The 22299-nt window shown below is 38.8% G+C and carries 20 protein-coding genes, 1 tRNA gene and 2 rRNA genes; 3 read left to right on the top strand and 20 right to left on the bottom strand.

The genetic code is table 11. The annotated features are described in order from the left end of the window. Positions 1–77: 77 nt before the first annotated feature. From HF964_RS03115 to metG, 11 genes are all read right to left on the bottom strand, one after another. On the bottom strand, positions 78–314 hold the full coding sequence (locus HF964_RS03115; RefSeq protein ID WP_168721599.1) for a DUF2922 domain-containing protein: 237 nt from the start codon (positions 312–314) through the stop codon (positions 78–80). An 18-nt stretch (positions 315–332) separates the two neighbouring features. Next, positions 333–539: a hypothetical protein gene (locus tag HF964_RS03110; RefSeq protein WP_168721598.1), complete on the bottom strand. Its 207-nt coding sequence runs from the start codon at positions 537–539 to the stop codon at positions 333–335. Positions 540–839: 300 nt separating this feature from the next. Then, the gene (locus tag HF964_RS03105) at positions 840–2249 is read right to left on the bottom strand and encodes an NAD-dependent succinate-semialdehyde dehydrogenase (RefSeq protein ID WP_168721597.1); all 1410 of its coding nucleotides are present in this window, start codon (positions 2247–2249) and stop codon (positions 840–842) included. 855 nt (positions 2250–3104) lie between these two features. Continuing rightward, positions 3105–3683, bottom strand: coding sequence for a hypothetical protein (locus HF964_RS03100; RefSeq protein WP_168721596.1), 579 nt, complete (start codon positions 3681–3683; stop codon positions 3105–3107). Positions 3684–4210: 527 nt separating this feature from the next. Further along, on the bottom strand, positions 4211–5065 hold the full coding sequence (gene ispE, locus HF964_RS03095; RefSeq protein ID WP_168721595.1) for a 4-(cytidine 5'-diphospho)-2-C-methyl-D-erythritol kinase: 855 nt from the start codon (positions 5063–5065) through the stop codon (positions 4211–4213). A gap of 423 nt (positions 5066–5488) precedes the next feature. After that, positions 5489–5725, bottom strand: a complete 237-nt coding sequence (locus HF964_RS03090) for a Veg family protein (protein WP_168721594.1) — start codon at positions 5723–5725, stop codon at positions 5489–5491. A 90-nt stretch (positions 5726–5815) separates the two neighbouring features. Then, positions 5816–6808: a UDP-glucose 4-epimerase GalE gene (gene galE / locus HF964_RS03085; RefSeq protein ID WP_168721593.1), complete on the bottom strand. Its 993-nt coding sequence runs from the start codon at positions 6806–6808 to the stop codon at positions 5816–5818. Between the two features lie 54 nt (positions 6809–6862). Further along, entirely contained in the window at positions 6863–7753 is an 891-nt protein-coding gene (gene rsmA, locus HF964_RS03080; RefSeq protein WP_168721592.1) for a 16S rRNA (adenine(1518)-N(6)/adenine(1519)-N(6))-dimethyltransferase RsmA, read from the bottom strand. A 3-nt stretch (positions 7754–7756) separates the two neighbouring features. Continuing rightward, positions 7757–8314, bottom strand: coding sequence for a ribonuclease M5 (gene rnmV, locus HF964_RS03075; RefSeq protein WP_168721591.1), 558 nt, complete (start codon positions 8312–8314; stop codon positions 7757–7759). Further along, the gene (locus HF964_RS03070) at positions 8314–9087 is read right to left on the bottom strand and encodes a TatD family hydrolase (RefSeq protein WP_168721590.1); all 774 of its coding nucleotides are present in this window, start codon (positions 9085–9087) and stop codon (positions 8314–8316) included. The genes rnmV and HF964_RS03070 overlap by 1 nt, the downstream gene beginning before the upstream one ends. A gap of 429 nt (positions 9088–9516) precedes the next feature. Continuing rightward, on the bottom strand, positions 9517–11559 hold the full coding sequence (metG, locus tag HF964_RS03065; RefSeq protein WP_168721589.1) for a methionine--tRNA ligase: 2043 nt from the start codon (positions 11557–11559) through the stop codon (positions 9517–9519). Positions 11560–11843: 284 nt separating this feature from the next. On the opposite strand from metG, the gene HF964_RS03060 reads away from it, so the two are divergent. Together HF964_RS03060 and HF964_RS03055 are read left to right on the top strand one after the other, a co-directional pair. Next, entirely contained in the window at positions 11844–12464 is a 621-nt protein-coding gene (locus tag HF964_RS03060; protein WP_168721588.1) for a phosphatase PAP2 family protein, read from the top strand. Between the two features lie 90 nt (positions 12465–12554). Continuing rightward, positions 12555–13346, top strand: a complete 792-nt coding sequence (locus HF964_RS03055) for a L,D-transpeptidase (protein ID WP_168721587.1) — start codon at positions 12555–12557, stop codon at positions 13344–13346. A 283-nt stretch (positions 13347–13629) separates the two neighbouring features. On the opposite strand, the gene HF964_RS03050 is transcribed toward HF964_RS03055, so the two are convergent. Next, positions 13630–14556, bottom strand: coding sequence for a helix-turn-helix domain-containing protein (locus HF964_RS03050; protein ID WP_168721586.1), 927 nt, complete (start codon positions 14554–14556; stop codon positions 13630–13632). 189 nt (positions 14557–14745) lie between these two features. Next, positions 14746–15681, bottom strand: a complete 936-nt coding sequence (locus tag HF964_RS03045; protein WP_168721585.1) for a helix-turn-helix domain-containing protein — start codon at positions 15679–15681, stop codon at positions 14746–14748. Between the two features lie 267 nt (positions 15682–15948). Here HF964_RS03045 and HF964_RS03040 point away from each other — a divergent pair, with 267 nt between their 5' ends. Continuing rightward, complete coding sequence (locus HF964_RS03040) at positions 15949–16590, top strand: L,D-transpeptidase (protein ID WP_168721584.1); 642 nt, start codon at positions 15949–15951, stop codon at positions 16588–16590. Between the two features lie 240 nt (positions 16591–16830). Here HF964_RS03040 and HF964_RS03035 read toward each other — a convergent pair whose 3' ends face one another. The 7 genes from HF964_RS03035 to rrf (HF964_RS03005) all read right to left on the bottom strand — a co-directional run bounded on the left by HF964_RS03035 (position 16831) and on the right by rrf (HF964_RS03005) (position 22150). Next, positions 16831–17196, bottom strand: a complete 366-nt coding sequence (locus HF964_RS03035; RefSeq protein WP_168721583.1) for a hypothetical protein — start codon at positions 17194–17196, stop codon at positions 16831–16833. Between the two features lie 293 nt (positions 17197–17489). After that, positions 17490–18299, bottom strand: coding sequence for a Cof-type HAD-IIB family hydrolase (locus tag HF964_RS03030; protein ID WP_168721582.1), 810 nt, complete (start codon positions 18297–18299; stop codon positions 17490–17492). A gap of 12 nt (positions 18300–18311) precedes the next feature. Next, a complete protein-coding gene (gene helD / locus HF964_RS03025) occupies positions 18312–20612 on the bottom strand; it encodes an RNA polymerase recycling motor HelD (protein ID WP_168721581.1) in 2301 nt (766 codons plus the stop codon). A gap of 15 nt (positions 20613–20627) precedes the next feature. Next, complete coding sequence (locus tag HF964_RS03020; RefSeq protein ID WP_168721580.1) at positions 20628–21572, bottom strand: YihY/virulence factor BrkB family protein; 945 nt, start codon at positions 21570–21572, stop codon at positions 20628–20630. A gap of 182 nt (positions 21573–21754) precedes the next feature. Next, a tRNA-Asn gene (locus HF964_RS03015) sits at positions 21755–21827 on the bottom strand. Between the two features lie 10 nt (positions 21828–21837). Further along, positions 21838–21954, bottom strand: a 5S ribosomal RNA gene (gene rrf, locus HF964_RS03010). A gap of 79 nt (positions 21955–22033) precedes the next feature. Further along, positions 22034–22150, bottom strand: a 5S ribosomal RNA gene (rrf, locus tag HF964_RS03005). Between the last annotated feature and the right edge of the window lie 149 nt (positions 22151–22299).

Raw genomic sequence — 22299 nt, 5'->3', positions numbered from 1 at the left:
CTGGAAGAAATTTTTCTTCCAGCCTTTTATAGTATTTCTCAATAGTGCTTGACTTCAGTCAAAGCACCAATGATAGTTTACTTTTGGCGAAGGTCAAATACTGAATTATCTTCAGTATTAACAACCTTGGCAGCAAGTGGTGTTACATACTTCTTCTTACCATTTTTATCGACAAAGATGTTACTTTGCGCGATTACATTCATGGCTGCTTGAACTTTAGCCGGATCAATTGGTTCCAATACATCCTTAAGCACTAAAGTATTGATGGTGTTTTTTTCATTCTTGAATTGAAGCAATAATTTCTTAACTAACATGGACTATTCCTCCTAATATTAAGCCATTAAGCTGTGAGCGTGAGTTTCAACAAAGTTAATTGTTTGCACATCACCAAGGTTAATAATGGTTTCTAATGCGGCGACTACGGGTTTGATTTGTTCAGGGGTGATTTCGATGGGCACATCACTGAAGCGTTTGGCAACATATAACTTACCGGTTTTTTCATTGACACTTGATACATAGATACTAATTGCTTTTAACATGACATTTCCTCCTGTCTGCACTGCGAAAGTAGTTTGTAGGTGCTGAGGCTAGCTCTCAACTGCCTACCCTTATACAGTCAAATGAGGGAGGAAAAGTGAGACATGAAATTTAAGAGTGCGAGAATAACCGGTAGTCAGTGAGCACTAACGCAAAACGATAAAATACGGTCTTGGTATTTTAATCGTTTTAAAGTTAGGCACAGTACTTTGGGGCTTCGAGCACGTTTTAGCCATACCGTCTAAATACGACAAAAAAAGCCTGGAAACAATTTTCCAGACTTCTTATTTAGTTAGTTTATTTTACAAAAAACCACCAGTAGTATCAGTTAAGTCAATTGGCTTGCGACGAGTCACGATCAATTCTTGGTTAGTAAAGGCAGTAATTCCTTCTTCACCCATTTCACGACCGTAACCTGAGTTCTTCACCCCACCAAATTGTAATTCTGGTAAGGTACCACCGTAACTGTTTACATATACTGAACCAGTTTCGATTTGTGCTGCAACTTCAGTACCGTGATCAGCATTGCCGGCAAAGACAATTCCTGACAAGCCATAGTGTGAGTCATTAGCAACCTTAATTGCTTCTGCTTCATCTTTAACTTTAATCACGATTCCAACAGGACCGAAAAATTCAGTGTAGTACATTGGATTTTCTGGTGTCATATCAGTCAAGATAACTGGCATAAAGTGAGCAGTTGTTAAGTCTTCGTCAAGCGTACCGTAAGCTAACGTTGCACCACCTTCAACGGCCTTTTTAACTTGTTCAACTAAGATATTCTTAGAACGAACAGAGCTTAATGGGGCAAATGTAGTGTTAGGATCCATTGGGTCACCAACTTCTTTGACTTCCTTAAAGCCATCAATGTACATTCCTAGCACAGTATCGTAGTTGTTTTCAGTTACAATCAAGCGTTTTGATGAGACACACACTTGACCTGAATTGTAGAGACGTGTTTGTTTAAGAACTTTGTTAAGTTCAGTCAAATCAGCATCTTCTAAGACGATTAATGGATCACTACCACCTAATTCTAAAGTACTCTTCTTCAAGTGACTACCAGCTTCGGCACCCACAATTTTACCAACACGTTCAGAACCAGTAAAGGCAAGACCAGTAACACGTGGGTCAGCTAAAATATCGTCAACTTGTTGATTAGTAGCGTATAAGTTTTTAAAGGCACCCTTTGGCATACCTGATTCATCAGCAACTTTTTGGAATTGGGCTGCTGAGGCAGGTGTAATGTCAGCGTGTTTTAAGATAACTGGGTTACCCGCCATAAAGTTAGGCGCAAACACACGAATAATTTGGTACAAAGGGAAATTCCATGGTTCAACTGACAAGATTACTCCCGTTGGTCGGGCAATAACTTGTGCTTCACCCATTACAGATGTAACGGGCTTTGGTGTAAGAATTTTAGCAGCATTATCAGCATAGTAACGTGCGATAATCACTGAAAGGGCAACTTCACCTTGGGCTTCTTTGAATAATTTACCCATTTCTTTTGTCATTACTTCAGCAAATTCATCAGCATGTGCTTCTAAATAATCGGCTAAGTTATGCAAGTGTTGTGATCGAGTAGCAACATCATCATTTTGCCAAGACAAGTATAATTCGTGTCCTTCAGCGATTGCTTGTTGTACTTCTTGATCTGTAGCATATGGGTATTCTCGGATAACTTCATTGTTCCAAGGATTGATTGATGCATAAGCCATTTGTGATTCACCTCTATTAAAAATAATTTTTAGTTGCGTGAATCAAATATATGAACGAAACATGTATTTAATTCATCCAGCTTTAAGCCAAAGTTTATACCCAATTAAAAAAGTGTCAATTAAGTGATATGTTTCACTTTATTAAAGTTCTTTCAATTTATTTTAAAAATATTATTCTATTATAATTTTGATAGCAAATTAGCTACTAAAATACCCTAATAACCATTTTATAAATATAAATTTTTACATTTATAATCATTTATTTTATCTAAAGTTTATGATAATAAAAGCTTAAGATTATTTAAAGCTATGACTTTGATCAATTATTAACTTTATATCGCCCTCCTATAAGCCATCATTAATATCATAAAATCCTCCTTTTACGGTTAGCCCATTTGTGCTTTGTTTATGAATTTATAATACGTATGCTTTGCAAAAAAGGCCCAAATTTTTTTAATTTGCAAAGATCGGCCAAAAATTGAGGCCCGCTATTGCTGACTGCTCGGGTGTGTTTGGTGTTTGTTTAATTTAGTATTTATTATATTTAGTATTTGTTTTATTAGTATTTATTAGTGGCCGGTTTTCCAGTACTGGATTATCCACTATTGGTTTAACCGGCAGCGGAAAATCAGAAAGTGGTGAAAAGTCAATAGTATCAAGGTATTAGCCAGCCTTATAAGGTGTTTATCTCACCTTTAGCAGGTTTACAAAAAACACGTAATATTGCGCAATATACTAAAATACCTCGCTGAAAAATTCTTCAGCGAGGTATCTGTTGTATTTGGAATATATCGGCCTTTTGAAATAAGTTTTAGCTGCAAATTACTACTAAAACTAGTTATCTTCAAGTTTTGCTTACATCGTTGTTTGTGTAATGTGTAAATTTAATCTTGCAACTGAGTTTTGATAAATAAGTTGATAAGCAAGCTGGCGTTGACTTGCGGTTGCCCCATCACTTCTAAAAACTAAATTACCAATATAGATATTGTGTCGCATTTGTGCCACCGTCGTTGGATTAGCAACGACGGTAGTTAATTGTTCTTCTAAGAAGGTTGGATCATCTTTTTTGTCAACTAAATTTACAATCGCTTTACGTAATTTTTTGACAGCATTATTAATCGTTTTCTGACTAACATTATCCATAGCCAGAATCCCCTCAGCTATCGTCAACTCATGTGTTAATTCTTGATAACTTGTGGTTGTATAGGCTGCTTCACGGAAATTATGAGCACAATCAACCTGGCGTTGTAGACTACGCTTATTACTTTTTATTTTACTTGCATCAACAGTTGGAATTTGGACTCTGACTAAAGTTTCATTTTCAATTCTAATATCAACTGTAGTAATACTAGCAAGTACTGCAAAACTAGTAACGGCAACCTTTAGCCATTTTTGGTTTGAACGGTTTAATTTGATGCGCTGTTGCCGAATCATATATACTCCTTTCTGAGGATAATTAATTGCCTAACAATAATGCAATTATATTTTCTGAGACACGTACATATTGTTTGCTCAATAACTCTTTTACACGATGCTATTTATTTTAAGCTTTTTTAGTCTATAAAACAATAAATTTATGCATTCTATACAAAAAATTATTCAAATTATTTTTTTGAACTTTATCAAACGGCAATAAATATTTTATATTTATTTTTATTTTTTAGTTATACAATATTAATTTTTAACTTTAATTATATCTATTTTTTAAAAATTATAAGTCTAGATTATATTTAATTTGTTATCTTATAAAATGTATAATTCGTTTTTTATGTATATTTTTATAGATTAATTGTATTTTTATACATAAACCTATATCACTGCTCTAATTACTTATCATTATACATTGCTTTTATTATCACAAAAGGCGATTGTTAGAAAAGGCATCCAGCTAACGCGTAAAACATACAAAAAAGACTGAATTTTTTAGAAATTCAGTCTTTTTTTCTATTTCACAATAATGCCTAACCTAATGTCCGCACAATATAGACTTCTTTGCAAAAGCCCTTAATCGAATTTAGCACCCGTTGTGCACGGCTTTGCTTCTCACAAATCCCAAAAACTGTCGGCCCTGTTCCACTCATTTGTGCAGCACACGCACCAGACTGGAGCATCCGTTCTTTAATATCTAGAATTTCAGGATAATGATGGGAGGTGATAGGTTCAAGCACATTTTTCATATATGGATATACTTGCTGCCAATCTTGTTGCTGCGCCCCGGCTAATAATGCTTGCGTATTAACATGTCCAATACGTTTATAATCGATTTGGCGCAAAATTACCGGTGTTGATACGCTTATTGTTGGTTTAGCGATTACCACCCAAGCTGCCGGCATTTTAGGTAGTGGTTTTATTCGCTCGCCTTTACCAGTAACGTATGCGGTTTGTGAATAGACACAAAATGGCACGTCCGCATCGATTGCTAGACCAATTTCAGCTAATTGCGCTAATGTTAAGTCGAGCCCCCAAAGCCGGTTTAAACCACGCAAAACCGCGGCAGCATCACTTGACCCCCCACCTAGGCCTGCAGCAACCGGAATATGCTTTTCAATTTCAATTTTGACCCCTTCCATCACGTGAAAGCGGGTCTGGAGAATATGTGCCGCTTGAAAGGCCAAGTTACGCCGATCATTAGGTAAGAATCCGGTATCCGTTCGAACCTCAATCTTTGTCCGCTTAGGAATTGTAGTAATCGTGACATAATCAGCCAGATCAACGGCAGCCATCACCATCTCCCATTCTTGCGAACCGTCAGGATGACTAAAAGGCGTGTCTAAGCTTAAGTTAATTTTAGCTGCTGCTTTTTCAACAATTTGCATATCCTAGCCCCTTTAGTCTGTGTTAATAACGATTATACAAAAATATGCAGAATGTGACAACTAGTTGTGCACGTTAAAGGCGGTATAGAGCCAAGGTCGGCCACAATCTTGCTTCAGGCAACATGGTTAAAATGCATTCAGGTGCTCAGATAGCTCCGCCTATTTGGCAGTATAGTCAAAACGTGCAAAGTGCCCCCAAGCACCTCCGCCTAACTTTAAAACAATTAAAATACCAAAAGCGTATTAGGCAGTAGAGCCAAAACGTGCAAAGTGCCCCCCAAGCACCTAAGCATATACGCAAGACCACTTCTTGATGAGTGCGCTCATCAAGCGTGGCTTGCTAGTATGCTACGGTGCTTACCGGGGGGCCTTTGCACTCTACAAAAAAAAGCCCTGTCACCAGACAGAACTTAATTCAGAAATTTATTCGTTGAAAGTTAATTCAATATTTTGCGTTAAAACATCTGTGTAACTGTAGGATACGGTTTCCACCGCACTTTGGGTTTTATCATAGTCAACAACAAATACAGCAGGATATGTTTCTCGGAGCACACCGGTCCGTTCGGTAACCTTTTTTCGGCCGGCTTGCGCGACTATCGTCATCGTCTCTCCCCGATGTGCGTCGAGCGATTGTTTGATACTTGCTAATGTACTGGGCATAATCAACCACCTTCCTTGTGCAAGATAAATAAATTTTACCACATTTTTCTTGACAAATCAAGGAATAACTTGTAGCACCCGTTTCATTAGCTATTTATCATCGTATCCATTAGGATGTGCTTTAGTCCATGTCCAAGCTGTTTTGATGATTTCTTTTACATCATCATATTGTGGTTGCCAACCTAAGACATCTCGAGCTTTGTCAGATGCGGCGATTAAAGTATCCGGATCCCCTTCACGACGAGGCGCCACTTCAGCTGGAATGGTTTCACCAGTTGCTTCACGCGCGGCTTCAACCATTTCTTTAACTGAGAACCCAGTTGATGAACCTAGATTGAATTGATTACTTGGATTACCTTGAGCTAAGTAATCCAACGCTAAGATGTGGGCATCTGCTAAGTCAACTACGTGTACGTAATCCCGCACATTAAAGCCATCGGGAGTGTTGTAGTCATCCCCAAACATTTGGATTTTTTCACGTTGACCAGCCGCTACTTGCAAGATAACTGGTACAAGATGCGTTTCGGGACTGTGATCTTCACCAATTGAACCATCGGCTTTGGCCCCCGCCACATTAAAGTAACGCAAGGCCACCCATTTCGTGCCGTTAGCAACATCTGCCCAACGCATGATGTGTTCCATTTGGAGCTTTGATTCACCATATGGATTAATTGGCACTTGGGGATCAGTTTCCTTAATTGGTGAATGTTCGGGCACTCCATAAGTGGCAGCCGTTGATGAAAAGACAATGTTTTTAACATTATGTGCTTCCATTACTTCAAGAAGTGTTATCATGCCACCGGTATTGTTATCAAAATATTTCAAAGGATTAGCCATTGATTCAGGCACAATTGATGAAGCTGCAAAATGGACAACCGCCTCAATTTCCTCTTGATCAAACACTGCTGATAATGCCGCTTTATCACGGATATCAACTTCGTAAAATGGTACTGATGCCGGTACAGCTTGGCGGTGACCAGTTACTAAGTTATCCACTACCACTACATCTCGCCCATTTTCGATTAAACGATCAACCATATGTGAACCAATGTAGCCGGCCCCACCGAGTACTAAAATCGCCATTTTAACGCCTCCATTCTTTATAATTTAATAAGTTTTTTAAGGTCTTTACTAACCCTATTGTAACAGACCAACTTCGTGGAATGCATTAGTTAATTCAATAAAGGTTTCGAGGCTCAATTTTTCTGCCCGAATTTTCGGATCAACATTGGCAAGCGCCAAAGCGGCCGTAATCTTTTCTTTGGTTGCATCATCCTTACCAAAGTAGACCGTTAAGTTATTCCAGTAACTCTTACGCCGGTGCACGAAGCTAGCTTTCACAAATTTAAAGAAGGCATTTTCGTCATATGGCAAGACTGCAAGTGGTTCACGCTTCGTTAATTTAACAATTGCTGAATCGACATTTGGTTGCGGGATAAAGGCTGTGCGGGGCACAATAAAGGCCACTTCTGCATTCATGCGGTATTGCACCACAATTGAAAGCGAACCGTAATCCTTGGTACCCGGCTTAGCAGATAAGCGATCGGCAACTTCCTTTTGCATCATAACCACGATATTGTCAAACGCGACTCCACTCTTCAAGACGTTCATCAAGATTGGCGTGGTGATGTAATATGGTAAGTTAGCAACCAATTTTAAAGGAGCTCCCGTGCCAAATTGTTCATTCAATGTAGCTGGTAAGTTAACATCCAAAATGTCATTGTGTAACACCGTGATGTTGTCATATGGGCTCAAAGTATCGGCCAAAATTGGAATCAAGCGATCATCAATTTCAAAAGCTAACACTTTGCCGGCCACTTTAGCGAGTTGCTCCGTTAAAGCCCCAATTCCGGGACCAATTTCAACCACGTTATCAGTAGCCGTTAATTCGGCGGCAGCAACAATATTGTGTAAGATGTTTAAGTCAGTCAAAAAGTTTTGACCAAGACTCTTTTTCGTCGCAATCCCATATTGGTTCATAATAGCTTGCGTGCGGACAGGGGTGGCGATATCTGGGTAATCTGCCATGATTTATTCTCCTTCGTGAATCCGGGCAACTGCTTCAAGGAAGTCAGCGCGAGTGATTTGAAACATGTGTAGCCGTTTCATAAGTTGTTTACCATTGACATAGCCAATGTTTAAATACATTCCAAGTAGTTCGCGGTTCTTACGAGCTTGGGGGCCACCAATTAATTTGGCAGCCAATAAGTCACTATGACTAATTAATTGCGGTGCATCTTCGCTCGCCGTGTAGATATTTTCCAAGGCTGCTAAAATAACTTCTTTACTAGCATGTTCCACCCCAAGGCTGCCACCAGTGTTCTTAGGGACCCCATCTTGGCGTTTGATAAATGCATGCTTAGCGTTGGGAACAGCGTCGCTAACAATTTTGCGAATCCGTTCACCATTAAAATCGGGATCGGTGAAAATAATCACTCCACGTTTTGCAGCTAATTCTTGAATTTGTGCAAGTGTTTCATGTGAAACAGCCGATCCATTTGTTTCAATTGTATCAACATCAAGGGCTTTTTTGATATTAATCGTATCATCTTTACCCTCAACGACAAGCACTTCTTTAATTGTCGCCATTATTTAATTCTCCATAGCCGGTGGGCATTGGCCGTTGTTTGGGCTGCTAATTCAGCAGGTTCCATGTTTAGTTGGCTTGCCAAATTATCAACAACATACTTCACATAACCGGGCTCGTTTTGCTTACCCCGGTATGGTGTCGGTGCTAAGAACGGTGCATCGGTTTCAACCAACAGCCGATCAATGGGCACAATTTGTGCGGCGGCTTGAATATCCTTAGCATTCTTAAACGTCACAATGCCACTAAATGAAATGTACATCCCCAAGTCCAAGAAGCGTTGGGCATCGGCAGCATCCCCGGTGAAACTGTGAATCACGCCCCCAAATTGTTCCACACCAGCAGCTTTTAGCATGGCATAGACGTCATCCATTGCATCACGTGCATGAATAGCGACTGGTAGATTTAATTCCCGCGCCAAGCTTAATTGCGCGGCAAAGGCTTTCATTTGTGCATCAATTAGGGTATCCCAGTGATAATCAAGGCCAATTTCACCAATCCCAACGACGGCGGGATCAGCTAATTGTGTCTTCAAGGTTGCTAACTCATTAGCATTAAATTCGGGGGCATTTTCAGGTTGAAAGCCTAGTAAAGCATGCATTCCAGAAAATTGGTGAACAATCTCTAATGCCCGTTGATTACCTTTTGCATCGTACCCAACAATGTTCATTTCGTTAACGCCAAGTTCGTGGGCACGATTAACATAGGTTGGTAAATCATTATAAAATGCATCGTCATTCAAATGGGTATGAGTATCGTAACTGTTGAATGTCATGAACAACTCCTTTTTATTTATTATTTTGCGTAGTTTAGTTAGTATAAGTAAACCACCCCAGACTCCAAAACGAGTCTGGGGTGGAAATGTGAAAATCAGAGTGTGACAATGACCGGTTAAAAGTCGAGTACTAGTAAATTTTTACGTTAGTAGCGCACTATGCTACTGAGGAAAAATAGACTAGACGGAAACTTTTAGTCATTGGAACACGTTTTAAAATCAGAGTGTGACAAGTGGCGTTAAGCGACCGTAGCATACTAGGAACAAACAATGGTTTGCTTTTTGAACCAGTGTTCTAGGCAGCAGAGCCAAGACGTGCTCGCACAACCAGTCAGTTCCGCCTAACTTTAAAACGATTAAAATACCAAACCCGTATTTTATCGTTTTTCGTTAGTGCTCACTGACTACCGGTTGTTCTCGCACTCTGTTCTATTCCACTCCTGATCCAGGCACAACGCTATCCGGTAAAATCGTCAATTGCACTTCACCGTCGTATTCAGCAGAAAGAATCATTCCTTGTGACAAGCGGCCCATCATCTTACGTGGTTTCATGTTCGCAACAATCACCACTTTCTTACCAACAAGTTCGCTGTAGTTAGGGTACCACTTCTTGATACCTGACAAGATTTGACGGTCTTGACTATCGCCGGCATTTAAGCGGAATTGAAGTAATTTGTCTGACTTAGGCACTTCTTCAACTGCAATAATTTCAGCGACTTTCAATTCAACCTTATCAAAGTCATCATATTCCAAAAGGGCATCTTTTGATGAGTTCATTTCTGTATCAGCAGGATTCCAATCATCAGCTACTGGTTGTGTTTCGGTTTTGTTTTCTTCCATTGCGGCACGTCCTTTCTTCTTATCTGACTTAGTTAATAAACCAGCAATAAAGGCTTCTTCTTCCTTGGCATCACGGCGTGGGAAGATTGGTTCACCCTTCTTAACCACGGTCGCACCGGCGGCTAAGTCAGCAAAGTTCAAGTTAGCAATTTGCATATCATCGGCGTTCAAGCCAAGTTGGGCAAAGATTTGTTTTGGTGCATGTGTCATGAATGGTTGTAATAAGATAGCGACAATTCGCAATGTAGCTGCTAAGTGTGCCATTACATCGGCTAATTTAGCACGATCATCATTCTTAGCTAAGACCCATGGTTCCGTTTCATCAATGTACTTGTTAGCCCGAGCGATTAATTTCCACACCGCACTTAACGCATCGGCTGTTTTAATGTCAACCATGTTGGCGTTAAATTCCGCAATTACCTCAGCAGCCGTTTGGGCTAAGTCAGCGTCAAATTCAGTAACCCCACTGTTAAGGGCTGGAATAACGCCACCTTCATACTTGTTAATCATCGCTACCGTCCGGTTAAGCAAGTTCCCCAAGTCATTAGCTAAGTCGTAGTTCAACTTACCAATGAAATCTTCAGGTGTAAAGACCCCATCATTACCAAATGGCATTGCTTTAAGTAAGTAGTAACGCACGGCATCAAGCCCATAACGTTCAACTAAAACTTCAGGGTAAATTACGTTCCCTTTAGATTTAGACATCTTACCGTCCTTCATGACTAACCAACCATGACCAAGAATAGTTTTTGGCAATTCAAGGCCTAATGCGTGAAGCATAATTGGCCAGTAAATTGTGTGGAAACGAACAATTTCTTTACCAACTAAATGAACACTAGCAGGCCAGAATTTGTCAAAGTTAGTAGTGTCTTCACCGTCGTAACCAAGGGCAGTAATATAGTTAGCCAAAGCATCAATCCACACATAGATAACGTGTTTTGGATCTGATGGTACTGGCACACCCCAAGTAAATGAAGTGCGCGTAACCGCTAAGTCTTCAAGCCCTGGTTTGATAAAGTTGTTAATCATTTCATTCATCCGTGCTTCTGGTTGAATAAATTCAGGGTGAGCTTGGTAATATTCTAGCAACCAGTCAGCATACTTGCTCATCTTAAAGAAGTAAGATTCTTCTTTAACTAGTTCAACTTCGTGACCAGATGGGGCCTTCCCACCAGTCACATTACCTTCAGCATCGCGGTAAACTTCGGCAAGTTGTGATTCTGTGAAGTATTCTTCATCAGACACTGAGTACCAACCTTCATACGCCCCCTTGTAAATATCACCTTGGGCTAACAATTGTTCAAAGATTTGTGCAACGGCTTTTTCATGAATGTCATCAGTCGTGCGGATGAATTGATCATATGAGATATCCATCAATTTCCATAATTCTTTGATTTGGTCGGCCATGCCATCCACATAAGCTTTAGGCGTCATGTTCAAGGCTTCAGCTTTTTGTTCAATCTTCAAACCGTGTTCATCAGTCCCGGTTAAAAAGTATGTATCCTTACCAAGTAAGCGGTTGTAACGTGCGGCCGCATCGGCCAAAACAGTTGTATATGAATTACCCAATTGGAGTTTGCCAGATGGATAATAGATTGGTGTCGTAATGTAGAATGTGTTATTATCTGTCATTTAAAATTTTCCTTCCCTGTACTGACAAATGACCCAGTACGGTCTTTCCGCGATTTGATACGGTTTGGCAACGATATTAATAAAGTTGCTGTTCCGTACTATTATACATTAGATTTTTGTAAGTGTCCTACTTACATCTTGAAAAAATTATTGGGGTTGGCTTAAAAAATGTCATTTTATTATTCGTAAAATACTTAACTGATTTGATGTATTTATTTGGCGTATCCCCGCTAAATAAGTTAAGCTTAATATATAGAGAACCAATTAATTACGAGGTATTAAACGTGAACGACTTCCATTTATTTTATACACTCGGTAGCTTAGCATTTCTATTTTTTGCTATTATTGCGGCAACGTTATTATTCGGCCATCATCGCCTATTACCAGCTGATATGTGGGTAACTAATTTTTTACGGCGCGGCACTGGTCAATCAACGCGTTTTTTTCAAGCCGTTGATCGTATCGGTAGCATCCCCAATTTAATTATTTTCGTCACTGCTATCGTTTTATATTTATATTTTAATGGCTATCAGCTTTTAGCTTGGTGGCTGAGCATTAATGTAACTATCATCGCAGTGGTCTTAAATCCATTGTTGAAACTAATTTTTCATCGCCATCGGCCGGCCGTTCCACGCTTAGCCAAATCATTTGGTTATAGCTTCCCGAGTGGCCATTCTAGTGGCAGCATGATTATTTTTGGAACCTTAATTATGATGCAACCACTATTAGGCTTTAGCTTGCTTAATATTATAATTGGGACTTTAATTGGTGGGACTTTAATTATAATTATCGGGATTTCACGCGTCTATCTAGGCGTTCATTATGCAAGTGATGTTCTTGCAGGCTTTCTATTAGGATTAGGATGCTTATTATTCAGTTATCCATTAATCTGGGTGTATCATTAATATATAGCTATTAAACATATTATTTTTAATTGAACCAAGCCTATGCTAACATGAGGAAATATTATACTTTTATGTGGGGGGGGAATAATTATGAACTTAAAATCAATTGGATTTGGTGTCGCTGCAGTCGCAGTAGTGATTGGTGGTGGTGTTTTTGCTAGCCGTACTTATTTAAATACATCGGCTAGTGATGCTCACTCAGCTACTAGTAGCAGTAAGGCCAGTTCGTCATCATCAGTAGCAGCTAAACAAGGCAATGATAAAGAAAAAGAAAAAGCCGCGGCTGCTAGTTCTAGTGCGGCTGCTAGTTCTACGGCCAACGAAGCTAAAAAAGATTCAGCTACTGATACCCCCGCTTCAAAAACAGATAAAGTGGCTGCACCTCAAACTGATCCAACCCCAACTGCAGCCGAAACAGCTAACAAATTACGCTCACCAATTAACTGGCGCCTATCATCAGAGGATAAGCCTTATCCAGACGTTAATAAGTACCCTAACTTATGGATTCACGTTTCAATTCCACAACAACGCGTCTTCTTAATGACTGGTAATACCGTCCTCTACACGATGTATGCCTCTACCGGGATGGAAAGTGTTGGTGCTGGTACCCCCCGTGGGACTTTCCACATTCAAAAAGAGCGTGGTTTAAGTTTCTACAACCCAACTGCCCAAGGTGGTGCTTATAACTGGACATCCTTCAAGGATCACGGAGTCTTTTTATTCCACTCCGTACCAATCTATGAGAATGGACAATATATCCTTAGTGAAGCTGCTAAACTTGGTAAACAAGAAGCTTCCCATGGATGCATCCGTTTATCTGTTCCAGATGCCAAGTGGTTCCATGATAATATTAAATACGATACCAAAGTAGTCATCGACTAACTTAATGTATTTCATGATAAACCTTATTTGTGCCATAGCTACCACAAATATATTCGCAAAAAGGAGCTGTGACAGAAGTCGGACGCTATCGAAAAATCCACTAAAAATCCTCTATGGAGAAAATTCTTCATAGAGGATTTTGTCGTATTTCGAATATATCGGACTTCTGGAGCACGTTTTGATAGTAATTTTGTATTCAAAAAGCGTTATGTCACAACCTTTTTTTGGTTTCATTCATTATCTAGGCTGCCTTTTGGCATATACTCTCTAGGGTTAGTTTAATTTAGCTATTGCCCTTGAATTTTTGAATCTGTTGTTCAAAGAAATGTTGATAATAATTTAGAATTGATAATTGATCATCATCGAGTGCTTGATGAATTTTAGTAAATTGACTTAAGTACTGTTGTGCTGCTGTAAAATCTAACATTGAAGCACTGCGCACCCCGCAAGTAAATAAATATAAACAGTAGTTTTGTAAATCATTGAGTTTTAAATAATTATTATTTTGGTACATGACATCTAAATCTTTTAAATCGGTCGCTAATTCTTGGTATTCACCTGTGTAGATTTGACCTATGAAATAATATAGTAGCAACTTAATATATTTGTTTTCCCACATATTCATTTCATAAAAAGAACGATATTTTTTAAAATTATTTTTAAAGTGGCGATACAATATCTTTTTTGCAGTATTATCAAAAATCCAGCTGGCGACTGGAAAGGCTTCTAACTCAGCCATTGTCCATTCAGCAATTCCTAATAATCGATTTTGAATATAGCTAAACTCCTCTTTGTAAATTGGTAATAAGCTAATAATGTCATCCTCAAAGCGTAAGGTTTTGATTAAATAATCAATATGGACTAAGTATGCATAATATTTAGCTTGATCGCGTTCATCATTTTTATACTTTTCATAAAAAGCAAGTGAACGCTGCGGTGTGCGCCCATAAATAATTGCTTTGTATTCAACGAATAATTCATCTTCAACTTCTGACGAACTAAACCAACTTCGCCGTAGAAAAACAAATTCATCAAGACTAAAGATATTAAGTCGATTCAAAATCTCACGTAATTGGCTAAATGTTACATTGGCAGCATCTTTTTCAAACCGGTATGCTGTTGACCGTGACAAAATTCCTTCATAGACCTCTTTACTTAAAAAGCCTTTATCTTCGCGGATTTTTTTGACTGTGGTGCCAAAGTATTCCATCGGTTTGCACCTACTCTCTATTTTTTCCAATTCCCAAATCACAAAAGCACTAAGCTGGATTAATTAAGACCATCTTAATTGAATTTGCTATTGGTTTTGGTCCATGTATAGTGATGCTTGCTTAAATTTGCATAACTGTATCTATTGTAACATTTTTACCGATATTCAAAAAATACCATCTAGCTATTCTTATCTTAATTGTGCTATTAAGCGCTTGAAGAATTGTTGATAATAATTTAAAACGGCGGAGTCTGGTGCAATTGTTTGCTGTAACGTCACAAATTGCTTGTAATAACTTTGCGTCATCATAGCATCTTGTTGATAAGCTGCTCGTGCTCCACAGACAAAGATATAGAGACAATAATTTAACGTATTATTTAACCGTAATTGCTGATTTACTTCATATAATTGGTCTAGATCCTGTAGGTTATTTACCAGTTCTGCATAATTTTGCACATAAATCTGGCCAATGAAATAATACAATAATAGCTTACTATATTTTGTTTCCCAACCTTCATCATCATAAAAGGTCGCATAGCGCTTAAAGTTAAGCTTAAACTTACGGTATAAAACTTGCTTAACTACATCATTAAAATACCAGCTGATTAGAGGAAAAGCTTCCAATTCCGTCATCGTCCATTCACTAACCATCATGAGACGTTGTTGCACATATTCAAATTCGTGCTCATATTGGGGGAGTTGATTCAATTGGTGCTCTGTAAATTGTAAATTTGTTATTAAATAGTCAATATGAATTAGATAGGCATAGTATTTAGCTTGTTCATTGGAACTAGCTTGATAACGTTGATAAAAAGCCAGCGATAGATCAGCAGCATCAATTAAATTATTAGTCCGTGCCGCCACTACAGCTTCATATTCAACTATTAGCTCGTCATCAGATGAAGTATTTTTAAAAATACTTCGGCGTAAGAATGCAAATTCATCCAAACTAACAATATTTAAGCGCCGTAATATTTCACGCAATTGACTAAAAGTAATATTTGCACTATCTTTTTCAAAGCGATATGCTGTAGAACGTGGCAAAATATCATTATAGATTTCCTTCATTAAAAAGCCTTTGTCCTCACGTACCTTTTTGACTGTTGCTCCAAAATACTCACCCATACGCACTCCTAACTTTATTGTGATCGATAATCAATAGGCTGATTATATGTAGCTAAGATAAAATTTAGGTTAAAGCCTTTATATTTTAGTACTACCCATAATAAAAACTTAATAAAAATTGCTTTTAATGCGTCAATTATGAAACATTTAGCCGTTTTAGTTTAATATGAGCTAATATTAATTAGCAATGACAACTGATGAAAACTATTTTATCTTAACTCAGAGAATAATTTTTCATCAAAATAAAATCAATACGAGGTTCAATTTATGAAATTCAAAAAAACACTCCTTGGTTTAGGAGCATTAATCGTTCTTATCGGTGGTGGCTTTGCTGCTACTAAGGCATTTGCCAAAAACGATACTGCATCAGCTGATGCTGCAAAAAGTAGCCAACCTAAAACTACCGCTACTACTAATAAAAAAGCTGCCGCAAAGCCAGTTGAAGTATCTAATATGCGTAAGCCAATTGACTGGCGATTATCTTCTGAAACCATCCCTTACCCAAATGTTGCTGAGCACCCTAACATGTGGATTCACGTTTCACTTAAAGAACAACGGGTTTACTTAATGGATGGTGACAAAGTTCTTTATACAATGTATGCTTCAACTGGTGAAACGGCCAAGGGTTGGGGTACCCCTAAAGGAACTTTCTACATTCAAGCCGAACGTGGTCACTACTTCTATGCCCCAAATGTTAAAGAAGGCGCCTACGACTGGGTATCATTTAAAGGCCACGGTCTATACTTGTTCCACTCAGTTCCGGTTGACAAAGCTGGTAATGTAATCCAAGAAGCTGCTGATGCCCAAGGTAAGTCAGAATCATCACATGGTTGTGTGCACTTAACAATGGCTGATTCAAAATGGTTCTACCAAAACATTAAATTTAACACTAAAGTTGTAATTGACTAATCTCTAAGTAGTGTGATGAAACTCAAGCGATATTGAGTATAAGATTCAAATATTCTAATCACATTTTTATTGTTAGTAATTTTGCAAAAAAAAAGCCATTCAAATGAATGGCTTTTTTTAATGTAAGGTATGGCATAATTTTATATATTATCATCGGCAAATGATGAAAAACCATAGTCATATTATCTTATACATTAATCAATTAATGGAATAAAATCTCATAATTGACCCACTGTTGTTTTAATATCCTGGTTGATAGTGTGCAATAATGGCATTAAACTCCGGCTCTTGTTGGGGGTATTTAGCTTGGCGGCGTTTTATATTTAGTTTAATCCGCCGGCCGCCAAATGATTTAATAAACATTTTAAAGTTCATCCAGCCTTGTGAAAATTGTAATTCTTCAATATCTTGTGCTGGTAAAAAACGAATTTCCCCTGTTAGCATCTCATTTGTATCCAATCGTAACATGGCAACTCCACGGTTTGAAAAAGCAACCATAAATTGCTTATGCCCAATTGTAGCTTCAATAATGTGGATTGTCTCTTCAGCTAATTGATTCTGTACTAACATCTCAATAACACTACTTCTCGGTATTGCATCGTCCATAATTGTCATCCCCCTAATTCTGGTGGCATTGTGCGTGACTCTACAAGCCCATTATAACGAGAATTAAGGAAATAGCAAACTATTAACCTATTCATAAGCTTTTTTAAATCGCAATAAGGTCGTTTTTTACAATGAAAGTGAGTGAAACAAAAATATGCTTAGCGCATGTGCACTAAGCATATTTTTTAAATTTAATTGTAGCGAGAAATTGTAAAAATATTTTGCACCAGTAGAGCCAAAATGTGCCACCTTGCTAGCATATCCCGGTGGTTGGACGCCTCGTGTCGCACTATCTAGCCAAAGTACCGTTCCAAAAATTTGCCAATCCCATCCTCATCATTTGAGCACGGAGTTGTATAAGCCGCAAGTGCTTTAACATCATCGGAACCATTCAGCATTGCAACTGGGGTCCCAGCATATTCAAACATTCCCAGATCATTTTCAGCATCCCCAAAAACCATCACATTTTCAGCCGTTAAACCATAATGTTTGGCCAATGCTTGCACACCTACCCTTTTATCTAGTGTTGGCTGTAAAAATTCCAAAATTTTGGGTTGTGAGCGCACCATATGATATTGGGCTTGTAAATCAGCTGGCATCAACGTGCTAATCGCATCTAAGCGTTCTTTACTCGTTGCCATTACTGCTTTGGCATATGGCTGCTCTGGTAAACTAGCAAAATTAGTAATCTCAAACAATAATGGTGCTCGTAAGACACTTGCATAATCAGAGTGTCCAATCCCACTGATTTGCCAATTTTGCTTAAAATCCAACACATCCAACGGGTACCCATTAGCCATCGCCCATTCATACAATGGCGTGATGGCAGCTTTATTGGTTGCTAATTTAAAAATTGGCTCCTGGGATGCATTATTTAGTACTAATGCCCCGTTGAACGTTAATGAAAAATCATTTGCACCAGTAAGCCCTAATTGATCAATAAATTTACCAATGGCGGCAATTGGTCGTCCAGTTGCAATTGCAATATGAATCCCCGCAGCATGTAATTCACGGATAACTTGTGCCGTACGTGGTGCAATCTCTTTTTGACTCGTCAATAATGTGCCATCCAAATCAAAACAAATTAATTTAATTTCTGCCATTAGCTATTCTCCTCATAACTCTGTTGTTGGTACGATTTTTTCATATAACGCTTGCTCAATTGTGGTTAACATTGGGGCTGGTTGACCATTTGTAATCAATAATAAATCATGCATTGCTCGTGTAGCAACCGTGTATAAAATTGCCGCATCATTAGCGGTCGCATAGGTTGTAGCTGAAACATCATATGCGATTGCACAATCAAATTCTAACCCTTTAGCTAAGTAAATAGGTAAGGCAATCACCCCTTTTGGTACTGCTCGATCAGTGGCCGTTAAGGTTGTTACCGGTAAATGCCGCCGTAATATTTGGGCAATCCGCGTGGCAGCAGGCATTGTTTTGGTTAAAATTGCCACCGTACCATATTCATTTAATAATTTAGGTAAGTGCAGCGTTAAGTATTGGACTGAACTAGCTTCATCAGCTGTCATAATTACGCGAGGCAAGTGCCCTTTGCGGGTGAATGCTTCAATATGATTATCGGCTGGTAGTAATGCTTTCCCAAAGGCTGTGATTTCTTGGGTTGAACGATAACTTTTATTTAAAGTCACCAGTTTAGCATGCTTAGCCGCAAAGGCCGTTTGTAAGTTCGTATAAAATTCATTGACCGCTGTAACATCAGCAAATAACGCTTGCTGGTTATCACCTAAAATCGTAAATTGAGCTTGTGGAAAGGCATGTTTGAAATACACCATTTGAGCCATCGTGTAATCTTGCATTTCATCAACAAACAAATGTTGAATTTGCCGGTTACGACCACTATTGGTTAATAGATCACGTAAGTACATAAATGGCGTCGCATCATCAAGCAATATTTGGTGATATTCAAGGGCCGTTTGGAACTGTTGGGCCTTTAATTCCCACAATTCCGGTTCCTTAGTATTGGCACCATACTCAGTCAAAAAATTGGTAAATTGGGTATATACATCAAGATAATAATCATTAAACAATGCATCATAAACCCCTTGGTAATAGCGTTCTACAAATTTAGCCGCTGCGTATTCACTTTCAGCTTCAGCACTACTAAATTCATCACGCTTGCCAATGCCAATAAGTTGTTCGTATTCTTCGGTACTCATACCATTGATTGCATCACTAACCCAAGCTGCCTCTAGTGCATGGGCTGCTTTACGTTTTAACTCTTTGATTAACTGATTTTTAGTTGCCAACATTTTGGCCCCCACACTTGCATTGGCTGGTTGGCGACTATAAATTAATTGCGTATGATAAGCCGAAAATATTACTTCATCAACTAAATACACATCTGCAAATTCAATTGTTTGCTCATCTAAATTAGCAACGTAGCGTGCTAAAGCTTGCATAAAGGACAATGAACCCATAGTTGTGCGAATGGCTTGTGTTGGAAGCTGGATTTGCTGGGCTTCATAACGTTCAAATAAGGTTTGGACTTTTAACCCTTCCAAGCGAGCCGACAAAAAATCTGTCAACGTTACTTGCCGCATGTTGCGCTCACCCAAACTTGGTAAGACCTCAGCAATATAGTTGCTAAACAATTTATTTGGTGAGAATAGTAATATTTGATCAGCACTTAATTCAGCTCGAGCATGGTAGAGCAAAAAGGCAATGCGTTGTAAAATAGCCGAGGTTTTCCCAGAGCCCGCGACTCCTTGAACAACAAGTAAATCATGTTGCGTATCGCGAATAATATCATTTTGCTCCGCTTGAATTGTTGCAACGATATTTTGCATGTATTCATCGTTTTGTTGCCCTAATGCATATTGGAGCATTTCATCGCCAACTGTTTCATTAGTGTCAAACATATTGGTAATATGGCCATCTTCAATCGTAAATTGCCGTTTGTTGAGTAATTCAGTTTCTTGAGAACCACTTGGCGTACTAAATTTCACATGCCCCAACGTCCCATTGTAATAAATAGCTGCAATGGGGGCTCGCCAATCATAAATCAAAAAATCATCATCTGGTCCTTGTAATGATGATGTCCCAATGTATAGTTGCTCAGTTGGTACACTTGGCTCATCTTGAATTTCAATTTTTCCAAAATATGGATTATGTGCCAATTGCTCTAAGGTATCTAATTGGCGTTTTAAAATCGTTTCAGTTTCAACAACGCGCGCCACCAATTGACGCTGTTGTTGAATTTCAGCATTAGTTTCACTAGCATCATCAATTTCAAAAGTATTAACTGATGCATTGTCACTATAGTTACGTTCAACTGCCCGTGTTTCTTGATGGGCATGCACTAATTGCTGTGTCATTGCGGCTTGCTTTAACTTGACTTCAGCAATTACCTTATCAACACGCAACTGTTCGTAGTGTTGTTCATTTGCTTCCATAATCTTTGCTTTCCTTTAGCTTTTCCTGTGTTTCTGTTTCCAGCGGGTTAGCCCCCAGCGTGGATTATGCGCTAACTTATCGTCATCATCTACTGCATTCAGGCTCGGACTCTCTTGGGGCTGCCACAGCGTATTAAAGGTCGCTACAAACACCGCCCCTAATAGTGAAATTGTTGCCACCAAATTTAACCAAATTAACATGATAATGATACTCCCAATGGCTTGATAAAATGTGTATTTATTGGCCGCAATTTTAACATATAACCCAAATAATTGCGTTAAGGCTAAAAAAGCAGCAACTTCAATTGTACTCCCTGCTAGCAAAGCACGCCAGTGGGGACGTTTGGCCGGCATCGCGTAATTAATTACCATGACTCCCAGTAACAAGACAACAATCACCACCGGCCATTGTGCTGTTTGAATGATATTAATTAACTCTGCTGTCCCCGGGAAGAAATTAATGACTTCATCCAAAAGGGGTTTACTAATAGCAATAAAAAACATCACCACCGTTTGGACAATAATCACGCCAATAATCCAGCCAATTGAAATTAAACGCGTCAGCCACGGTGACTTAGCTTTTTTTTCACCATAAATCCGTTGAATGCGGGTCCGAAAAATTGCAATAACTTGACTTAATGACCATAGTGTCACTAATAACCCGACAGAAAAAATGCTAACACTTTGGCGTTTTAAGACTGCTTCAATTAGCGGAATTAAAACCGTATTAATATTTGATGGTAAAGCTGTTTGTACCAATTTAATCGTATCATTAATATTAATTCCAATATACGGTAAAATCGCCCCTAAGGCAATGATTGCCGGAAAGAGTGCCAATAAACTATAATAAGCTACCATCGGACTCGCTTGACCTAATTCAGCTCGTTTAAGATATGTTAGAAACGTTTTAATTACCGGTTGTTCTTGTAATTCATTAAGCCATGCCCGTATCTTCTTCAAATCCTTACGCCCCCTAAATTCCGTTATTAATTATTTTACCATATCATTTTTTAAACTGAGGGTCCGACCATTTAGTAGTTAATTAATTGATCGCTGTGGTTATTTTATTAATAAACAAAAAACCAGACAGAAATGTTTAACATTTCCATCTGGTTTGCAATTGTAGGATTAAATCCTTTTAACTCCGGCAGGCGGGCTCGAACCGTCGACAACCTGATTAACAGTCAGGTGCTCTACCAACTGAGCTATGCCGGAATAATATGAAGCATGGCGACGTCTTATCCTCGCAGGGAGCGATCCCCCAACTACTTTCAGCGCTACAGAGCTTAACTTCTGTGTTCGGCATGGGAACAGGTGTATCATCTGCGCCATCATCACCACACTTGATATTAGGTCAAGTATAATTGCTTATACTTTATATAGAAAAAGACGAAACCTTCCGACTTCATCCATTTCAATGTGCATGGCGACGTCCTATCCTCGCAGGGAGCGATCCCCCAACTACTTTCGGCGCTACAGAGCTTAACTTCTGTGTTCGGCATGGGAACAGGTGTATCATCTGCGCCATCATCACCACACTATTTACCTGAGAAATGCTTGATCTCTCAAAACTGAATATTATCATTTAAATCTTTTACACCGGACACCACTTCGTGGTTAAGTCCTCGACCGATTAGTATTAGTCCGCTACATGTGTCACCACACTTCCACTTCTAACCTATCTACC

The organism is Periweissella fabalis (genome assembly GCF_012396505.1).
Lineage (GTDB): Bacteria > Bacillota > Bacilli > Lactobacillales > Lactobacillaceae > Periweissella > Periweissella fabalis.
Note: the sequence above shows the minus strand (reverse complement) of the source record. Positions and strands in the feature narration are given on the sequence as shown.

Excerpts from the sequence above, each read along its gene's own strand:
- HF964_RS03050 (WP_168721586.1), bottom strand. The coding sequence starts at position 14,556 with ATGGAATACTTTGGCACCACAGTCAAAAAAATCCGCGAAGATAAAGGC.
- galE (WP_168721593.1), bottom strand. The coding sequence starts at position 6,808 with ATGGCGATTTTAGTACTCGGTGGGGCCGGCTACATTGGTTCACATATG.
- HF964_RS03100 (WP_168721596.1), bottom strand. The coding sequence starts at position 3,683 with ATGATTCGGCAACAGCGCATCAAATTAAACCGTTCAAACCAAAAATGG.
- HF964_RS03040 (WP_168721584.1), top strand. The coding sequence starts at position 15,949 with ATGAAATTCAAAAAAACACTCCTTGGTTTAGGAGCATTAATCGTTCTT.
- helD (WP_168721581.1), bottom strand. The coding sequence starts at position 20,612 with ATGGAAGCAAATGAACAACACTACGAACAGTTGCGTGTTGATAAGGTA.
- HF964_RS03105 (WP_168721597.1), bottom strand. The coding sequence starts at position 2,249 with ATGGCTTATGCATCAATCAATCCTTGGAACAATGAAGTTATCCGAGAA.
- HF964_RS03030 (WP_168721582.1), bottom strand. The coding sequence starts at position 18,299 with ATGGCAGAAATTAAATTAATTTGTTTTGATTTGGATGGCACATTATTG.
- rnmV (WP_168721591.1), bottom strand. The coding sequence starts at position 8,314 with ATGGCGACAATTAAAGAAGTGCTTGTCGTTGAGGGTAAAGATGATACG.
- HF964_RS03035 (WP_168721583.1), bottom strand. The coding sequence starts at position 17,196 with ATGGACGATGCAATACCGAGAAGTAGTGTTATTGAGATGTTAGTACAG.
- ispE (WP_168721595.1), bottom strand. The coding sequence starts at position 5,065 with ATGCAAATTGTTGAAAAAGCAGCAGCTAAAATTAACTTAAGCTTAGAC.
- HF964_RS03045 (WP_168721585.1), bottom strand. The coding sequence starts at position 15,681 with ATGGGTGAGTATTTTGGAGCAACAGTCAAAAAGGTACGTGAGGACAAA.
- HF964_RS03115 (WP_168721599.1), bottom strand. The coding sequence starts at position 314 with ATGTTAGTTAAGAAATTATTGCTTCAATTCAAGAATGAAAAAAACACC.
- rsmA (WP_168721592.1), bottom strand. The coding sequence starts at position 7,753 with ATGGCAGATTACCCAGATATCGCCACCCCTGTCCGCACGCAAGCTATT.
- HF964_RS03090 (WP_168721594.1), bottom strand. The coding sequence starts at position 5,725 with ATGCCCAGTACATTAGCAAGTATCAAACAATCGCTCGACGCACATCGG.
- HF964_RS03070 (WP_168721590.1), bottom strand. The coding sequence starts at position 9,087 with ATGACATTCAACAGTTACGATACTCATACCCATTTGAATGACGATGCA.
- HF964_RS03110 (WP_168721598.1), bottom strand. The coding sequence starts at position 539 with ATGTTAAAAGCAATTAGTATCTATGTATCAAGTGTCAATGAAAAAACC.
- metG (WP_168721589.1), bottom strand. The coding sequence starts at position 11,559 with ATGACAGATAATAACACATTCTACATTACGACACCAATCTATTATCCA.
- HF964_RS03055 (WP_168721587.1), top strand. The coding sequence starts at position 12,555 with ATGAACTTAAAATCAATTGGATTTGGTGTCGCTGCAGTCGCAGTAGTG.